Here is a 14,987-nt window from a genome sequence, read left to right on the forward strand (position 1 = left end):
GCGAGCCTAACCGGCGGCCCGCCGGCTTCTGGAAGGGGTTGCTCGATGCGCTCACGGTGTTACGTTCCGTCGGGAGGTAGTGATGACCGCAGAGATCCGCCCAGGGCCGCTGGGCACGCCGTCCCCCGACTACGCCCGCCGCCGCGAGCACGACCCGATGGGTGTCGCTCCGATGCCGAGCGGCGACCATGTGCCCGTGGCCGTGCGATATGAGGACGTCCGCCTCCTGCTGGCCTCGCCCGCGTCCAGCCGGAACCTGCGGCTGCCGGGGCTGCCCAGGTTCGTCGCCGGCATCGGCATCGACGACGACCCCGACTCCCTGGTCAACCAGGACCCGCCTGAGCACACCCGCTACCGGCGCATCATGCAGGGCGCCTTCACGCCCCGCCAGGTCGAACGGTGGCGGCCGAGGATCGCCGACATCGCCGGCCGGCTCCTCGACGAGATGGACGACGAGTTCGACCTGGTGAACGCGTTCGCGGTGCAGATCCCGTGCCGGGTGATCTGCGAACTGCTCGGCGTGCCGGGGGAGAGGTACGACCAGTTCCTCGCCTGGACCGACATGTTCCTCACCACCTCCACGGCCGACGAGATGGTGCGCTACCGCGGCTACACCGAGTTCATGGCGTACTGCGCCGAATTGGTCGCCGCGCACCGCGCCGACCCCGGCCACGACCTGATCGACCTGCTGGTGGCCGCCCGCGACGAAGGCGACCGGCTGACCGAGGGCGAGCTGGTCAACACGGTCTTCTCCCTCATCACCGCCGGGCACGAGACGACCGCCTCGATGATCGCCAAGGGCGTGTTGCGGCTGCTGCTGCACCCGGCGGCCTGGGCCGAGCTGGCCGCCGATCCGGACCTGACACCGGCCGCGGTCGAGGAGATCCTGCGGTACGACGGCCCTCCGGCCAGCGCGTTCATGCGCCGGATCACGCGGGACCTCGATCTGCCGAGCGGGTGCCCGGTCACGGCGGGCACGGTGGTCCTGCCCGACCTGCTGGCGGCCAACCACGACCCCGACGCGTTCCCCGATCCCGCGACGTTCGACATCCACCGATTCGCCGGGCACACCCCCAACCCCCACGTCGCCTTCGGCTACGGCCCCCACCGCTGCCTGGCCGCCGCCTTGGCCCGGGTCGAGCTGACCGAGGCGATCAGGGCGCTGGTGACGCGGCTGCCCGGTCTGCGGCTGGCCGCGCCTGCGGAGGAGATCTCCTGGACGAACGGGCTGGTGCACCGTCCGGGCCGCCTGATGGTCACCAGCGCTACCAGGTGACGGGCAGGGCGGTCAGCCCGCCGGTGAGGGTCTTCGGGTCGAAGGTCATCTCCTCCACGGGAAGGCCGAGCCGCAGGCCCGGGAACCGCGTGACGAGCTGGGCGAAGACCACGCTCAGCTCGATGCGGGCCAGGGGCGCGCCCATGCAGTAACGCGCGCCGTGGCCGAAGCTCAGGTGCGGCGCGCCGGAGCCGTCGGGGTCGAAGCGCTCGGGCTCCGGGTAGGCGGCCGGGTCGTGGTTGGCCGCGCCGGTGTCCAGCAGGAGCAGGTCGCCGGTCCGCACCTGGACGCCCTCCACGTCGAGGTCGGTGCGGGCGTAGCGCACCAGGCCGCCGCCGCCCAGGCCGAAGCCGCGCAGGATCTCCTCCACCGTGGCGTCGACCCGGCCCGGGTCGGCGGCCAGGGCCTGCCACTCGCCGGGGGTGGACATCATCCACAGGGTGCCCATGCCGATCGCGGTCACCGTGGTCTCGTGGCCGGCGAACAGCAGGGACATGCCCAGCATGGCGGCCTCGTCGTCGCCGACGCCGTCGGTGGCGGCCAGGCAGGAGATCACGTCGGCGTCCGGGTCGCCTTCGGCGCGTTTGCGGGCGACCAGGTCACGGCCGTACAGGAACAGATCGGCCAGACCCTGCTCCGAGCGGGCGCGGTCGGTGACGTCGGCGGCGGCCTGGCTCCAGGCGCGGAAACGGTCGCGGTCGTCGTAGGGCACGCCGAGGAGTTCGCAGATGACGGCGATCGGCAGCGGCAGGGCGAGGGCGGCGTGCAGGTCGGCGGGGGAGCCCGCGGCCTCCATCTCGTCGAGCAGCGTCGTGGTGAGCTCCTCGATGCGGGGACGCAGGGCGCGCATGCGCTTGGGGGAGAAGTGCGGCTGCAGGAGGGCGCGCATGCGGCGGTGGTCGGTCTGCTCGGTGTCGAAGTTCCCGAGCGGGCCGCCGAAGAGGGCCGACTCCCCGCTGCGGGAAGCGCGTTCGGGCTCTGGATGGGCGCGGCCGAGGCGGTCGTCGGCGAGCAGGCGACGTACCTCCTCATAACCGGTGACGAGCCAGGCGGGGTCGCCGACCGCCGTGGTCACCGGGTGGACCGGGCCCTGCGCCTGAAGTTCGCCCAGCTCAGGAGGGCGGCGCAGCGGGCCGTCCGACTGCTGGAACGGAAGCGTGGACATGGGACCCCCGGATAAGTAGACGATCAGTTGTATACTCCGACGTCTAAAAATCTAACTTGTATACTTCGGGGGATACAAGAGGAGTGTCCGAATGGTCGACCAGGCGGCCCCGGTCCGGCGGCTGCGGCGGGCAGAGCGGCGCGAGCAGATCCTCGACGCGGCCACCCGCGCCTTCGCCCGCCACGGGTTCGCCGACACCGGCCTCGACGACGTCGCCGCCGAGGCGGAACTGACGCGGGCCATGCTCTACCGGCACTTCGAGTCCAAGGCCGACCTCTATCGGGCCGTGCTCGACCGCTCGTGCGCGCGCCTCATCGAGACCACCGGTTCCGGCGACTACGACGACCGCGCGATCCCCGCGCTGGTCGAGGCCGCGAGCGGCGACCCCGACGGGTTCCGGTTGTTGTTCCGCCATGCCGCGCGTGAACGCGAGTTCCGCGACCTGACCAGCTTCATGGCCGTCGCCTCGCGCGAACTCGCCCATCGCAACCTGGCCCGCGTCATCCCGGCGGGACCGTGGCTTGAGTGGGCCGCCGACCTGATTCCGGTGCTCACCGTCGAGGCGGTCATCGCCTGGCTCGACGCCGGGCAGCCCGATCCCGGCCAGGCTCCCGAGCGCATCGCCGCAGCGGTGCAGGGCGTCATCGACGCGGCACGGGCGCCGATCAGGTGGCCCGCAGAGTAGGGCCGACCGGGGCGACGACCGGCGGCAGATCGCAGCACATAACGGGTCGGGGCAGGTCGAAAACCTGGGTGGCGACCAGCCCAGCCGGGTGGCGAAGATCTCCCGCAGCGGGTCGGCGGCGGCCTGGTGGGGGACCGCAGTAGCGCCATAAGTCAGGTCAGAGGGAGGGGATCCCTCGCGCTCGCCCGATCACCTGCGCATTGGTCGGAGTCATGCGACATCGGGGCTCAACGCGGTTAGAAATCTACTTTGTAAAGGCGTCGGGACAATACAAAAATTTCAGCTCCCCAAACAACAACCCTCAACCAGGGGAGAGCGGCAGCTCTCCGATGCCGCGTGACCAGGGCCCACAGCGGCGCTGAGATCGCCATGGGCGCCTTCGTTACAGGGCCGGAGGGCGTTGGTCGTGGTCGTTGCCGGCGGGCGACCTGACCGAAGCTGGGATCTCCGCCCCCGTGGATGCGTCAGAATGTCCAGATCTTTCCAGGGCGATGGGGGCAAATCGTGTGGGCTCTCGTGATGGCGGCGGTGCTGGTGGGCGGCGCGGCCGGTGAGGCGCCGGTGTGGCGGTCGGCGTCGCTGGCGCCGAAGGCGGGTCATGACTCTTTCGCCCACGTGGCGGCGGTCGGCGCGAAGGACATCTGGGCGGCGAGCGGGGCGGGCAGCGTTCTGGTGTCCGGGTCCCACGCGGCTCTGCTCGAGCGTTTCGACGGCAGGCGCTGGCGGTCGATGCCCAGGCCGTCGGGGGCGATCACGGCCTTGTCCGCTTCGTCGGCGGGTGACGTGTGGGCGCTCAGTTCTGGCCGGGCGCATCGTTGGGATGGGAAGGGCTGGCGGGTGATGCGGTCGTTCTCGCGGTCGGCTCATGTGCTGCTGGCCGCTGTTCCCGGTGGGGCCTGGTTGTCGGAGCAGGGGAGGCTGAGCCGGTACGACGGCAGGCGCTGGCAGTCTGTTCCGGTTCCGGCCGGTCTTGAGGTCGGGGCGGTGCGTGTGCAGGGGCGGGACGTGTGGGTGCTTGGCCGGTACAAGTCGGGTAAGGCCATTTACGACACGATTCAGGGTGGCAGCCCTGCCGCGTTGCGGTGGAACGGCCGGGCGTTGGTCCGGGTGCCCGTTTCGGCGCCGGCGAAGGTCGGTGTCCAGTTGCAGCTCGATGACGTGGTCGTCGGCAAGGGTGGTGATCTGTGGTTGTCGGGCCGTTCGGTGCTGGACGGCGACCGTCTGCCGGTCCTGCAGCGGCGTGGGTCGAAGTGGACGACCTTGACCCCGCCTGGCACGTCCGCGCCGGGCAATATCGAGCCTGACGGGTTGGGGGGTGTGTGGTTCGATTACGGCCTTGATCAGCCGCTGTGGCGCAGTCGTGCGGGGAAGTGGGTGAAGGTCGCCGCTCCGCAGCCGCCTTCGGGTCGTCGTTGGGGTCTGTTCACGAATTTCGGGGCGGCGGTCACGGTGCATGTTCCGGGGACGACGTTGCTGGTGCGGGCGGGGGCGTCGTCGGTTCCGGCGCCGGGGAACTCCTATGACCCGGAGACGAGTGTGAAGGCGCACGAGTCGGCTGACCGGGTGGTCATGACGGGCCCGTACCGGTGAACGTGACTCCGGTGAGGTCTTCGGAGATGGCCCACAGCCGCTGCTGGACGTCTGCTTCGTAGGATTCCGGGCTGGAGGTGACCGGTCGGGGGTGGCCGATGACCTGGTTGCGGCCGCCGGGGCCGTAGTACTGGCCGCCGAGGGCGGCGGGGTCGGTGGCGGCGCGCAGGGTGGGCAGGGCGCCCATGGCGGGTGTCTGGGTGATGAGTGGTGCGAGCCAGGTGATGGGGAGCCGGAGGGGGGCCGGGACGTTGCGGGCGAGTTCGGTCGCGGAGATGCCGGGGTGGGCGGCGAGTGCGATGGTGGTGCCGTGGGGGGCGAGGCGGCGCTGGAGTTCGTAGGTGAACATCAGGTTGGCCAGTTTGGATTGGCCGTAGGCGGCGATGCGGCTGTATGAGCGTTCCCATTGCAGGTCGTCGAAGTGGATGGCGGCTCGGATGCGGTGGCCGGTGCTGCTGACCGTCACGACGCGTGAGCCGGGTAGGGGCAGCATCAGGTCGAGTAGTAGCCCGGTGAGGGCGAAGTGGCCGAGGTGGTTGGTGCCGAACTGCATTTCGAAGCCGTCGTGGGTGGTCTGTTTGGGGGTGTACATGACGCCGGCGTTGTTGATGAGCAGGTCGATGCGGTCGGTCCGGTTTCGTAGTGCGGCGGCTGCGGCGTGGATGGAGTCGAGCGAGGTGAGGTCGAGGGCTTGGACGGTCACGTCGCCGGTCATGCGGGCTGCGGCTTGGTTGCCTTTTTCGGTGTCGCGTACGGCGAGTATCACGGAGGCGCCGTGTTCGGCGAGGGCTTTGGCGGTCTCGTATCCGAGGCCGGTGTTGGCTCCGGTGACGACGGCGAGTCGTCCGTGTTGGTCGGGGATGTTGGTGGTGGTCCAGTTCTGGGTCATACCGGGACATTAAAATACCTCCGGTACGTTGTCAACGTACCGGAGGTATTTAAGTATGCTGGCGACCGTGACCTTCCAGCGGGCCCGAACCGAGGAACAGCGTGAGATCCGGCGGCGGGCGATCCTCGACGAGGCGTCGGCGATGCTCGACGAGATGCCCGTCGCGGCGGTGAGCCTGAACGAGCTCAGCCGCCGGGTGGGCCTGGCCAAGCCCAACGTGCTGCGTTATTTCGAGTCGCGTGAGGCGGTGCTGCTGGAACTGCTGGACCGTTTCCTGGGGGAGTGGCTGGCGGAACTGGCGGGGGAGCTGGCGGCCGGCGTCCACGACGACCGTCCGATGGCCGAGCGGGCGACGGCGGTGGCCGGGATCCTGAGCAGGTCGCTCTCCCGCCGGGTGGTGTTGTGCGATCTGTTCGGGGCGCAGGGCAGCGTGCTGGAGCACAACGTGTCCGTCGAGGTGGTGGCGCGGTACAAGCGCGGCTCCCTGGCCCGGCTGACGACCATGTCCGGTCTGGTCGGGAGGTGCCTGCCGGAGCTGGGGGAGAACGCGACGCTGTTCTGCCTGCAGACCATGGTGATGGCGGGGGCGCTGTCGGCCTACAGCACGCCCCCGCCGAGCCTGCGGGCGGCTTATGAGGCCGAGCCCGACCTGGCCGGCTTCCACATGGAGCTGGGGGACTCCTTGAGGCTGGCCCTGACCGCGACCCTGTTGGGCGTGCTGCCTCGCGATTGACCCTCAGGGTGCTTGGGGGCCTCCGGCGATGGCGTCGCGGCAGAGCAGGCACCCCTGGTCGGTGCAGCGGGTGATGTCCTGGTCGGCGGCGATGGCGGCCGTCGCGGCGGCCACGGCCTGCCGGGCGGGGTAGGCGCGCCAGAGGGAGGCGCCCACGGTGGCGGTGCGGGCGAAGGGGCGCAGGGCCGGCTCCAGGCGGGGGAAGCCCTCGGAGCAGGAGCCGACCTCCACCGTGCGGATTTCGCCGTCCTCGCCCCGCGCCCATCTGAGGAACAGGCGGCGGCCCGACCGCTGTTCGGCCAGGTGCAATGCCGTCATGCGGTTGAGGCCCACGCCGATGAGCAGGATCGCGCCGTCGCGGTCGGCCAGGTCGCGGACGGGGCCGTACACGTCGTCCGGGCTCTGGGCTGCCATGAGTTCGGCGGCCTGCGGGCCGAGGGCGGCGAAGGAGTTGAGCGGGTGCCTGCCGCGTACGGCGCCGGGCCGCCGGATGAGCGCCGCGGGCAGCATGCCCAGGTGTGGGTTGATGAGACCGCAGTCCACGGTGTAGGCGGGGCCGTCCGGAATCCGGTCGGGCCCGGTGGTGTAGTCGACGCCGTTGCGGGCCGGGCCGGCGGAAACGCGCAGGCTGAACTGGGGCTCGGTGAAGGCGGGCACCACCACGGTGCAGCCGCGCGCGAGCAGCGCGTCCAGGACGGTGTCGGCGTCGACGGGTGTGCCGAACGACCGCAGTGAGGTGTGCAGCATCACGGGGCGGCCGGCGAGGCCGAGGTCGTCGACGGCGGCGGTGAGGTGGCCGGGGTGGATCATGGGGGCCTCCGTTGGGTCAGGCGAGGTGGTCGGCGTCGACGACGTGGCCGCGCAGGAGCTCGTCGAGGGCCCGCCGGGTCGTCATGGTGTCGGGGTGGTCGTCGCCCAGGGTGCGGCCGCGCCGTTCGGCGACCCGCCGGTAGAGGGACTCGGCCTCGTGGAGGCGGTTTTGGCGGGCGATCGTCCAGGCGAGTTCGTGCAGGGTGAGCAGGGTCTGGGGGTGGTCGGTCTCGAGGGTCCGGCGCAGGGTGAGGAGGTCGTGGTACATGGCCTCGGCCTCGGCCCAGTTGCCCTGCTTGGCGGTGATCCAGGCGAGTTCGTGCTGGGTCTGCACGGTCTGCGGGTGATCGCCGCCGAGAATGCGCCGCCGGTCGTGGAGGACGTCCTGGAAGGCGGCGCGGGCCTCGTCGAGGCGGCCCTGCCGGGCGATGGCGAGGGCCAGTTCGTGCCGGGTGGTCAGGGTGAGGCGCGCCTCGGGGCCCAGGTGGCGCAGGCCGTCGGTGAGCGCGTGCCGGTAGCGTTCCTCGGCTTCGGCCCATCGGTCCAGGCAGGTGGCGACCCAGGCGAACTCGTGACGGCTCTCGATGGTCTGGGGGTGGTGGTCGCCGAGCACGCGGCGCCGGATGTCGAGCACCTCTTTGAACATCGTCTCGGCGCGGGCGGGGTCCCCGCCGTCGGCGACCGCCCAGGCGTGGTTGTGCCGGACGTCGAGCACGGCGGGATGCTCCTGTCCCAGGGCGGCGCAGCGGGTCAGGGCGGTCCGGCACAGGATGTCGGCGGCTTTCCCGGCTCCGCTGCAGTTGAAGGCCCCGGACAGGTCGGCGGCGGCGTCCATGAGCAGGGCGAGGTGGTCGAGGTCCACGTGCCCGGCGGCGTTGTCGAGCAGGGCCAGCAGGTGCTGGCCGAGCAGCCGGTAGTGGGGCCAGCGGTCCGGTGACCAGTGGTCGGGCCGGTCCGCGCGGAGCTCCCGCAGCGCGTCGGCGAGCCGTTCGACGGCGGTGTGCCAGAGGTCCGGCCCGTCGATGCGGGCCCGGCCGGCGGCGGTGACGACGGGGTGGAGCGTGATCACGGCGGGTTCCCGCCGGATGAGTCCGACGCCCCGCAGTCCGTCCAGCGCCTCCTTCAGCCCGGTCGTGGGCAGGATGCGCGTGGGGATGGACGTGGAGGCGTAGCAGCTCGCCAGCCGCAGCAGCGTCCGGGCCTGGGGGACGCCGTGGCTGGCCAGGCCGTCGAGGGAGATCTCCGCGGTGCGCGCCACGGCGGTGCCGGGGACTCGTCCGAGGGCGCGGGTGTACGCGGCGAAGGTCGGCCATTGGGCGACCGGCGAACGCAAGTAGGCGCCGGCCAGGGTGAGGGCGAGCGGGAGGCCGTCGAGCCGGTGTGCCAGGGTCTCGGCTTCGGCGTCGTCTCCGGCGTCCGGCGCGAGGTCGCGCAGGACCTGGGCCGCGTCGGCGGTGCTCAGGCGGTCGACCGTGAACGTCCGGGCGGCCTCCCAGTGGCGCGGGTCGGTCTGTCTGCTGGTCACCACGACGAGGCCGCGGTGCGACGCGCGGGCCCAGCCCCGGCCGTCCCGCGCGCCCGCGAGCACCTGGGGATCGTCGGCGTTGTCGAAGACGAGCAGCCATTCCCGGGACGCGTTCTCCAGCAGCCGCCAGAGCCGATCCGGAGCCTCGGCCGCCCCTTTGGCGATCGATTCGACGTCGGTGTGGGATCCGCCCAGGTCACCCGCCACGTCGGCGAGGCCCGCGGAGAAGCCGGCCGGGTCGGCGGCGCAGACCCACCACACGTGCCGCTCGCTTAGCTGCTCGGTGAGGGCGGCGGCGAGCGTGGACTTCCCGGCTCCGCCCGGCCCGGCCAGGACGGCGGGGCCCTCTCCGGGGCGGTGCGCCAGTGCCACCAGCCGCTCCAGCAGGTCGCGGCGGCCGCGCAGTTCGGGCATGGTGCCGTCGAGGGTGTCGTCGAGGGTGTCGTCGAGGGTGTCGTCGAGGGTGTCGTCGACGATGTCGACCTCGCGGTCGATCCACGCCATCAGGTCGTCCAGGCCGCGCCGGACGTCGTAGGGCGGGGCCGCCGCGGCGGTGTGGGCGCGCCGGTAGAGGTCGGCGTAGGTGAGCCGGATCGGCTCGTCGTGGTTCATGGCGAGGGCTCCTCTTCTTCTTCCTCGTCGTCGGTGAAGGACACCAGGTGGCCGACGCCGGCCTTGATCTGCCCGCGGGCCTCCCGCAGGTGCCCGCGTACCGTGCTCGGGGCCAGCCCGAGGTGCTCGGCGACCTGCTGGGTGGTCCACGACTCCCGCCAGAGCAGGCAGGCGACCGTCCGCCGGGTGGGCGGCATCGACTCGATCACCCGCCAGCAGGCCTCCAGTGCGAGGGCGAACGCGACCCGGTCGCCGACGTCGTCGCACGGAGAGTGCGGGTGGGGGAGGTCGTCGGTCAGCGGGCTCACCGCCGGCCTCCTGCACAGGTCGATCGACCGGTACCTGACCGCCTGGCGCAGCCACTTCCTGCGCTGGCCGGGACTGAGCGGGCCGACGTCGTCCCAGGCGCGGCAGACCGCCTCGAAGGCCTTCTGCACGAGATCCGGCGCGTCGCACGCGCGGGCCCAGGGGAGGGAGCAGGCGTATCGATGCAGGTCGTGGGCTTCCTGCCGGAAGAGGTCGGCGACCTGCCGGCGTTGCCGCCGGGTGAGTTCGGGCCGGGGGGTGGAGGGGGCCATGTCATGTCTCCGGCTGCCGTTCGCGCTGGTCGGGGTCGGTTCCCCAGGCCAGGTGGAAGGTCGGTGGCCGCGAGGCGTTCCGCCGGATCGTGATCAGTCCGGCCGGGAGTGTGCGGGTGAGGGCGAGGAGCGTCTGGCGCGCCTGCCATTCGGCGAGCAGTCGCATCGCGGCCCAGGCTGTCAGCGAGCTCGCCACCATCAGTGCGGTCGACTGCCAGGTCAGTACGCCCGCGGCCAGTGCGGTCAGGGCCGCCTCTGCGTCGTGTTTGGGGGAAGTCAGCAGCATCACACCTAAGAGTCGATCGAGCAGGGGTCGGCGTTTGGTCGTCCCGGCGGATTTCCCGGCGGGGGGATTAGGGAGACTGTGGTGGCATGAGCCTCGACGTCGCGCGGATTCGCGCGCTTTATCCCGCCCTTTCTGACGGATACGCCTGGCTGGACGCCGCCGCGGGCACCCAGGCGCCCCGGCCGGTGATCGACGCCGTCGCCGCCGCCTACGCCGAGGGCATCGGCAACACCCATGGCGCCTTCGCGGCCAGCGGTCGGTCGGACGCGATCGTCGTACGGGCGCGGCAGGCCGTGGCGGACCTGGTCGGCGGGGACGCGGGCGGGGTGGTGTTCGGTCCGAACATGACCACGTTGACCTACCGGTTCGCGTACGCGCTGGCGAAGGACTGGGGGCCGGGGGACGAGATCGTGGTGTCCCGGCTCGACCATGACGCCAACGTGCGGCCGTGGGTGCAGGCCGCCGAGCGGGCCGGGGCCACGGTCCGGTGGGCGGCGGTCGAGGTGCCGAGCGGGGAACTGCCGGCCGGGCAGTACGACGACCTGGTGACCGACCGGACGAGGCTGGTCGCGGTCACCGCGGCCAGCAACATCCTGGGCACCATGCCCGACGTGCGGCGCATCACCGACCGGGCCCATGCGGTCGGCGCGCTGACCTACGTCGACGGCGTGCACGCCACCCCGCACACCCCGATCGACATGGTGGCGCTCGGCGCGGACTTCTACGCGACCAGCTCCTACAAGTGGTCCGGCCCGCACGTCGGCGCCGTCGTCGCCCGTCCCGAGCTGCTCGGACGGCTCTGGCCCGACAAGCTCGCCTCCTCGCCGGCCGAGGTGCCCGACCGGTTCGAGACGGGCACGCTGCCGTTCGCCGACCTGGCGGGCGTGGCCGCCGCGGTCGACCATCTGGCCGGGCTCGACCCGGAGGCGACCGGCACCCGGCGCGACCGGGTGCTCGCCTCGATGGCGGCCGTGGAGGCCCACGAGCAGGCCGAGCTCGCCCACCTGCTGAAGGGCCTGTCCGCGCTGCCGGGTGTCGGCCTGGTCGGCTCGCCGCGGCGGCGTACCGCCACCGCGTTCTTCACCGTCGCCGGGCACACCCCCCGGCAGGTGGCCGAACATCTGGCCGCCCGCCAGGTCAACGTGTGGGACGGGCACTGCTACGCCTGGGAGCTCACCCAGGCGTTCGGCATCCGCGACAGCGGGTCCGGCGTACGGGCCGGGCTCGTGCATTACAACGACAGGTCCGACGTCGACCGGCTGCTCGACGCCCTGGGAGACCTGACCGCGTGACGGTTCACCAGTCGCGCTCGTCGATCACCTGGTCGGCGGGCGGGACGGTGACGACCAGGGGACTCCCCAGTCGCGGTGGCTGGTGGGGAACGCCCTGGGCGTTGGTCCAGAGCCATCCGTTGATCGTGTCTTTCTCGCGGCCGAGCGAGGCGGCGCCCCGTGCGCCGAGGGTCACGACGCCGCGGTGGGCGTACCCGCCGGAGGCGGGCTTTCCGGTCGCGTCCCGCAGCAGCGTGCGCAGGATGCGGGTGTCGGACACGTCGATCGGCTGGCGGGTGAAATGGCGCTCATGGGCGGCATCCGGGTTCAGCCGGACCCAGGTCGTGCCGTCGGGGAGCGCCGTGCTCGAAATGCCGGTGGGTGACTCCGCCGACATGGGTGACGTCGTCCCGGTCCATTCCGGCCAGCGAGGCGCGGGCGTCGTTCTCCGGTGAAGGCGGGGGGCCTGAATGACGGGCCCTCAAGTCGACCGATCGGCTCCCCTAATCGACAGACGGTCTTTGTCGGCAATAGGCAGAATTTGTCGGTCATCTCGAATTGTATTCGAGAATGTCAATATATCGATTTGTCAGATAATTTGTTAGCGTCCCCTTCGTGATGTCAATGATCATTTCGGCGCCCCGGAGAAGTCGATCCCTCCTGCGGAGGAGGGCCCTGTCCCTGATGACCGCCGTCGTGACGGTGGCCGGGCCAGCCGCCGTGCCGTCCGCCGCCTCGGCCGATGTGCCGACGCTCGTCGTCGTCCAGGACCTCATGTCGCAGACCACCATCCCCGTCACCTCCAGGAACGACGAGGACTCCCCGGCGTCGTGGCTCGACGAGACGCTCCTGTCGGGCAGCCGGCGCGGTGTGACGGCCCGGAGCTATCTGCGGTTCGACCTGTCCCATCTGCCCGAAGGCGTCATCCGGTCGGCCACGCTGCGGCTCACCGGGCTCGGCGCGCCGGCCTGCGGGCCCGCGGTGGGGGAGGGCGTCCAGGTGCGCCGCGTCACCGGGCCCTGGTCCGGCGACTTCCTGCACTGGGGCAACACGCCCGGTTCGACCGACGAGGACGCCCAGATCGCCGCCAAGGGCGTCACCCCGCAGTGCGCGGTCTACCCCGACACGGTGGAGTGGCCGGTCACCGGCATCGTCAACGCCTGGGCCGGTGGCGCGGAGAACCACGGCCTGGTGCTGCAGTCCCCGGACGAGAGCACCGACGACGGCCTGTGGGCCTTCTCCTCGGGGATCAACCCGCTCGACGTCATCCCCGTGCTCACCGTCACCATGGACGTGCCCTCCGTCCCGTCCACCCGAGCGTCGTCCATCGCGACCCATGAGGACGGCCCCGGCACGTGGGTGGCCGGGCTGACGCCCCGCGTGGAGTCGCAGGTGGTCGACCCCGCCGGCGGCAGCCTGACCGCCGAGTTCGAGGTCGAGCACGACCCCGCCGCCCCCGGTCAGGGCGTCGGGCGGATCTGGACCGCCACTTCCGCCCCGGTGTCCAGCTTCGGAAGGCCGTCGGTGGTCGTGCCCGCGGGGCTGCTCCAGGACGGCTGGCACATCCGCTGGCGGGTCCGCGCCCACAACCTGACGGCGGGCACGGTCTCCGACTGGTCGGCGTGGAACGCAGGCACCGTGGCCGCCGACGTCGCCCAGATCACCGCCCGCCAGGTCGTCCCCTCCTACGAGAGCCAGACCTCCACGGTGAGCATGAGCCTGACCCCCGAACTGCGGGCCACGGTCACCCATCCGCTCCTCGACACGACGCGGGTGGTGTTCCAGATGGAGTACGACCCGGACGCGCCGCTGCAGGGCACCGGCCTGATCTGGGAGAAGACGGTCCTGGACGTCCCCTCCGGCGGCCAGGCGGTGGTGACCCTCCCCGACGGCCTGGCCGACGGCGGCCTGCAGGTCCGCTGGCGGGTGGGCGCGTATGGCGGGCCGTTCCAGTCGGGCTGGTCGGACTGGCGGAAACTCACCCTCGACATGTAACCGGCGGCTGTCGAAGCTTGCCGCCGGCTAAACGGTGACGGAACATGACCGAAATCGAGCCGGGCAAAGTCTTTAAATACGGAACGTGAAATCGGGCGCCTGTCTCGATTCGGAAATCCGTCGAATGACGGCGACACCCAGCGGTGGCGGCTGAACCGAGCCGACGACGGGCGGCACCTGGTGAACGTCGGAACCGGGGAATGCCTCAGCACCGCGGAGCGGACGTCGCGCCGCCCCTCCGGCCGCCCCGGAGGGGCCGCTGTCCTCCGACGGGCCGGTCCCCGGCCGGGAACGGCCGCGAACGCCGTGGCTGCGGCGTGTGATCACGTCTTCGCCGTTGCCGTGGCGTCGTAAGCGCGCTGGTGATCGCGGATTTCGCAGTGATTGCCGGCGGACCAGGCAGCGAGATCCAGAACGATGGACAGCAACGAGGTGCCCAGATCAGTCAGGGAGTACTCGACGCGGGGAGGGACCTCCGCGTAGACGGTGCGGTCGACGAGCCCGCTGCGCTGCAGGTGTTTGAGGGTGAGGGTGAGCATGCGCTGCGAGATTCCGGGGATGTCGGCCGCGAGGGCGGTGTAGCGGATCGGGCCGTCGGCGAGCGTGCCGATGATCAGTACGCTCCATTTGTCGCCGACCAGGTCGAGGACCTGGCGGATGAAGTCGGCGTCCTCGTCCTCCCAGTGGGCGCACGGGCTGGGGATCCGCCGCACGTTGCCGCGCACGTTGGTGCGCTCCGCTCCGATCTTGCCCGCGCTCATGGCCGCCGTCTCTCCTGGTCACGCACATGGATGTGCCTTTTGTACGGGTCTCGATACTAATGCACAGTGGGGCTGCACACATTTTGTAAGTGACCCACGAGGTGCCGCCATGAAGATCGAGATCTGGTCTGACATCGTCTGCCCTTTCTGCGGGCTGATGGACCATCGGCTCCACCAGGCGCTGGAGCGTTTCGAACACGCCGCCGACGTCAACCTGGTCCACCGCTCCTTCCAGCTCCACCCCGGCCTGCCGCGCGAAGGCGTCACTCAGCTCGAACTGCTGCGGATGGCGGGTGTGCCCGAGGTCGCCGGCCAGGTCCTGCGGCCGATCGAGAAACAGGCGGCGGCCGAGGGGCTGACGCCCTATCACGTGCTGGAGCGCACACTCGGGCCCACCGACCTGGCGCACGAACTGCTCGCCCACGCCACCGAGCAGGGGCGGGGCGACGAGGCGTGGACGGCGATGTTCCGCGCCCACTTCGGGCAGGCGCGCAAGCTGTGGACCGAAGGTGAGGTGCTCGGCTTCGCCGCCGAGCTGGGCCTGGACGGTCGGCGGGCCGCCGAGATCCTCGGTGAGCGTCGGTACGAGGCGCAGGTGGCGGCCGACCAGCGTGACGCCGTCCGGCTGGGCGCGCGGGGGGTGCCGTTCCTGGTCATCGACGGCCACCGGCCCATCAGCGGGGCCGTCGGCACCGACCGGCTGCTCGCCGCGATGACCGAGGCGTGGGACGCCGGCCACGCCGATGGGCTCTGCGCTCCGGACGGCTGCGCCGTTCCCGGCCCGCAGATCTCCTGAGCACATCCATCACCG

General features: G+C 71.4%; 15 protein-coding genes. 7 read left to right on the plus strand and 8 right to left on the minus strand.

Annotated elements, in window-relative coordinates; all coding sequences use genetic code 11:
* The first annotated feature begins 82 nt into the window (after positions 1-82).
* Positions 83-1,276: a cytochrome P450 gene (locus AW271_RS22180; RefSeq protein ID WP_062339310.1), complete on the plus strand. Its 1,194-nt coding sequence runs from the start codon at positions 83-85 to the stop codon at positions 1,274-1,276.
* Here AW271_RS22180 and AW271_RS22185 read toward each other — a convergent pair.
* The gene (locus AW271_RS22185; RefSeq protein WP_062339311.1) at positions 1,266-2,441 is read right to left on the minus strand and encodes a cytochrome P450; all 1,176 of its coding nucleotides are present in this window, start codon (positions 2,439-2,441) and stop codon (positions 1,266-1,268) included. The two genes, AW271_RS22180 and AW271_RS22185, sit on opposite strands and share 11 nt — an antisense overlap.
* A gap of 91 nt (positions 2,442-2,532) precedes the next feature.
* On the opposite strand from AW271_RS22185, the gene AW271_RS22190 reads away from it, so the two are divergent.
* A complete protein-coding gene (locus AW271_RS22190) occupies positions 2,533-3,126 on the plus strand; it encodes a TetR/AcrR family transcriptional regulator (protein WP_062339312.1) in 594 nt (197 codons plus the stop codon).
* 519 nt (positions 3,127-3,645) lie between these two features.
* On the plus strand, positions 3,646-4,716 hold the full coding sequence (locus AW271_RS22195; protein WP_157554484.1) for a hypothetical protein: 1,071 nt from the start codon (positions 3,646-3,648) through the stop codon (positions 4,714-4,716).
* Here AW271_RS22195 and AW271_RS22200 read toward each other — a convergent pair.
* A complete protein-coding gene (locus AW271_RS22200; RefSeq protein ID WP_062339314.1) occupies positions 4,694-5,605 on the minus strand; it encodes an SDR family NAD(P)-dependent oxidoreductase in 912 nt (303 codons plus the stop codon). The two genes, AW271_RS22195 and AW271_RS22200, sit on opposite strands and share 23 nt — an antisense overlap.
* Before the next feature lie 55 nt (positions 5,606-5,660).
* Between AW271_RS22200 and AW271_RS22205 the strand changes: the two genes are divergently transcribed.
* Positions 5,661-6,338: a TetR/AcrR family transcriptional regulator gene (locus tag AW271_RS22205; RefSeq protein ID WP_245653156.1), complete on the plus strand. Its 678-nt coding sequence runs from the start codon at positions 5,661-5,663 to the stop codon at positions 6,336-6,338.
* A gap of 3 nt (positions 6,339-6,341) precedes the next feature.
* Here the strand turns inward: AW271_RS22205 and AW271_RS22210 are convergent, their stop codons facing one another.
* Genes AW271_RS22210 through AW271_RS22225 form a run of 4 tightly spaced genes read right to left on the minus strand, consistent with a single transcriptional unit; the run spans position 6,342 to position 10,149 of the window.
* Entirely contained in the window at positions 6,342-7,148 is an 807-nt protein-coding gene (locus tag AW271_RS22210; RefSeq protein WP_062339315.1) for an AAC(3) family N-acetyltransferase, read from the minus strand.
* A gap of 16 nt (positions 7,149-7,164) precedes the next feature.
* Positions 7,165-9,285, minus strand: coding sequence for a tetratricopeptide repeat protein (locus AW271_RS22215; RefSeq protein ID WP_062339316.1), 2,121 nt, complete (start codon positions 9,283-9,285; stop codon positions 7,165-7,167).
* Entirely contained in the window at positions 9,282-9,863 is a 582-nt protein-coding gene (locus tag AW271_RS22220; protein ID WP_062339317.1) for an RNA polymerase sigma factor, read from the minus strand. The genes AW271_RS22215 and AW271_RS22220 overlap by 4 nt, the downstream gene beginning before the upstream one ends.
* Position 9,864: 1 nt before the next feature.
* Positions 9,865-10,149, minus strand: coding sequence for a hypothetical protein (locus AW271_RS22225; protein ID WP_157554486.1), 285 nt, complete (start codon positions 10,147-10,149; stop codon positions 9,865-9,867).
* An 86-nt stretch (positions 10,150-10,235) separates the two neighbouring features.
* On the opposite strand from AW271_RS22225, the gene AW271_RS22230 reads away from it, so the two are divergent.
* Positions 10,236-11,441: a cysteine desulfurase-like protein gene (locus tag AW271_RS22230; RefSeq protein WP_062339319.1), complete on the plus strand. Its 1,206-nt coding sequence runs from the start codon at positions 10,236-10,238 to the stop codon at positions 11,439-11,441.
* A gap of 4 nt (positions 11,442-11,445) precedes the next feature.
* Here the strand turns inward: AW271_RS22230 and AW271_RS22235 are convergent, their stop codons facing one another.
* Positions 11,446-11,817 (minus strand): hypothetical protein, encoded by a 372-nt coding sequence (locus AW271_RS22235; RefSeq protein ID WP_062339320.1) that lies wholly within the window; start codon positions 11,815-11,817, stop codon positions 11,446-11,448.
* A gap of 287 nt (positions 11,818-12,104) precedes the next feature.
* Between AW271_RS22235 and AW271_RS22240 the strand changes: the two genes are divergently transcribed.
* On the plus strand, positions 12,105-13,415 hold the full coding sequence (locus tag AW271_RS22240; protein WP_062339321.1) for a DNRLRE domain-containing protein: 1,311 nt from the start codon (positions 12,105-12,107) through the stop codon (positions 13,413-13,415).
* 323 nt (positions 13,416-13,738) lie between these two features.
* Here AW271_RS22240 and AW271_RS22245 read toward each other — a convergent pair whose 3' ends face one another.
* Positions 13,739-14,176, minus strand: coding sequence for a winged helix-turn-helix transcriptional regulator (locus AW271_RS22245; protein ID WP_083977040.1), 438 nt, complete (start codon positions 14,174-14,176; stop codon positions 13,739-13,741).
* A gap of 109 nt (positions 14,177-14,285) precedes the next feature.
* On the opposite strand from AW271_RS22245, the gene AW271_RS22250 reads away from it, so the two are divergent.
* Complete coding sequence (locus tag AW271_RS22250) at positions 14,286-14,972, plus strand: DsbA family oxidoreductase (protein WP_062339322.1); 687 nt, start codon at positions 14,286-14,288, stop codon at positions 14,970-14,972.
* Positions 14,973-14,987 lie beyond the last annotated feature (15 nt).

The sequence above is a fragment of the Herbidospora sakaeratensis genome, assembly GCF_001570525.1.
In the GTDB taxonomy this organism is placed as follows: domain Bacteria; phylum Actinomycetota; class Actinomycetes; order Streptosporangiales; family Streptosporangiaceae; genus Herbidospora; species Herbidospora sakaeratensis.

Coding starts and splice junctions, on each gene's coding strand:
- AW271_RS22180 (WP_062339310.1), top strand. CDS start 83: ATGACCGCAGAGATCCGCCCAGGGCCGCTGGGCACGCCGTCCCCCGAC.
- AW271_RS22185 (WP_062339311.1), bottom strand. CDS start 2,441: ATGTCCACGCTTCCGTTCCAGCAGTCGGACGGCCCGCTGCGCCGCCCT.
- AW271_RS22190 (WP_062339312.1), top strand. CDS start 2,533: ATGGTCGACCAGGCGGCCCCGGTCCGGCGGCTGCGGCGGGCAGAGCGG.
- AW271_RS22195 (WP_157554484.1), top strand. CDS start 3,646: ATGGCGGCGGTGCTGGTGGGCGGCGCGGCCGGTGAGGCGCCGGTGTGG.
- AW271_RS22200 (WP_062339314.1), bottom strand. CDS start 5,605: ATGACCCAGAACTGGACCACCACCAACATCCCCGACCAACACGGACGA.
- AW271_RS22205 (WP_245653156.1), top strand. CDS start 5,661: ATGCTGGCGACCGTGACCTTCCAGCGGGCCCGAACCGAGGAACAGCGT.
- AW271_RS22210 (WP_062339315.1), bottom strand. CDS start 7,148: ATGATCCACCCCGGCCACCTCACCGCCGCCGTCGACGACCTCGGCCTC.
- AW271_RS22215 (WP_062339316.1), bottom strand. CDS start 9,285: ATGAACCACGACGAGCCGATCCGGCTCACCTACGCCGACCTCTACCGG.
- AW271_RS22220 (WP_062339317.1), bottom strand. CDS start 9,863: ATGGCCCCCTCCACCCCCCGGCCCGAACTCACCCGGCGGCAACGCCGG.
- AW271_RS22225 (WP_157554486.1), bottom strand. CDS start 10,149: ATGCTGCTGACTTCCCCCAAACACGACGCAGAGGCGGCCCTGACCGCA.
- AW271_RS22230 (WP_062339319.1), top strand. CDS start 10,236: ATGAGCCTCGACGTCGCGCGGATTCGCGCGCTTTATCCCGCCCTTTCT.
- AW271_RS22235 (WP_062339320.1), bottom strand. CDS start 11,817: ATGTCGGCGGAGTCACCCACCGGCATTTCGAGCACGGCGCTCCCCGAC.
- AW271_RS22240 (WP_062339321.1), top strand. CDS start 12,105: ATGACCGCCGTCGTGACGGTGGCCGGGCCAGCCGCCGTGCCGTCCGCC.
- AW271_RS22245 (WP_083977040.1), bottom strand. CDS start 14,176: ATGAGCGCGGGCAAGATCGGAGCGGAGCGCACCAACGTGCGCGGCAAC.
- AW271_RS22250 (WP_062339322.1), top strand. CDS start 14,286: ATGAAGATCGAGATCTGGTCTGACATCGTCTGCCCTTTCTGCGGGCTG.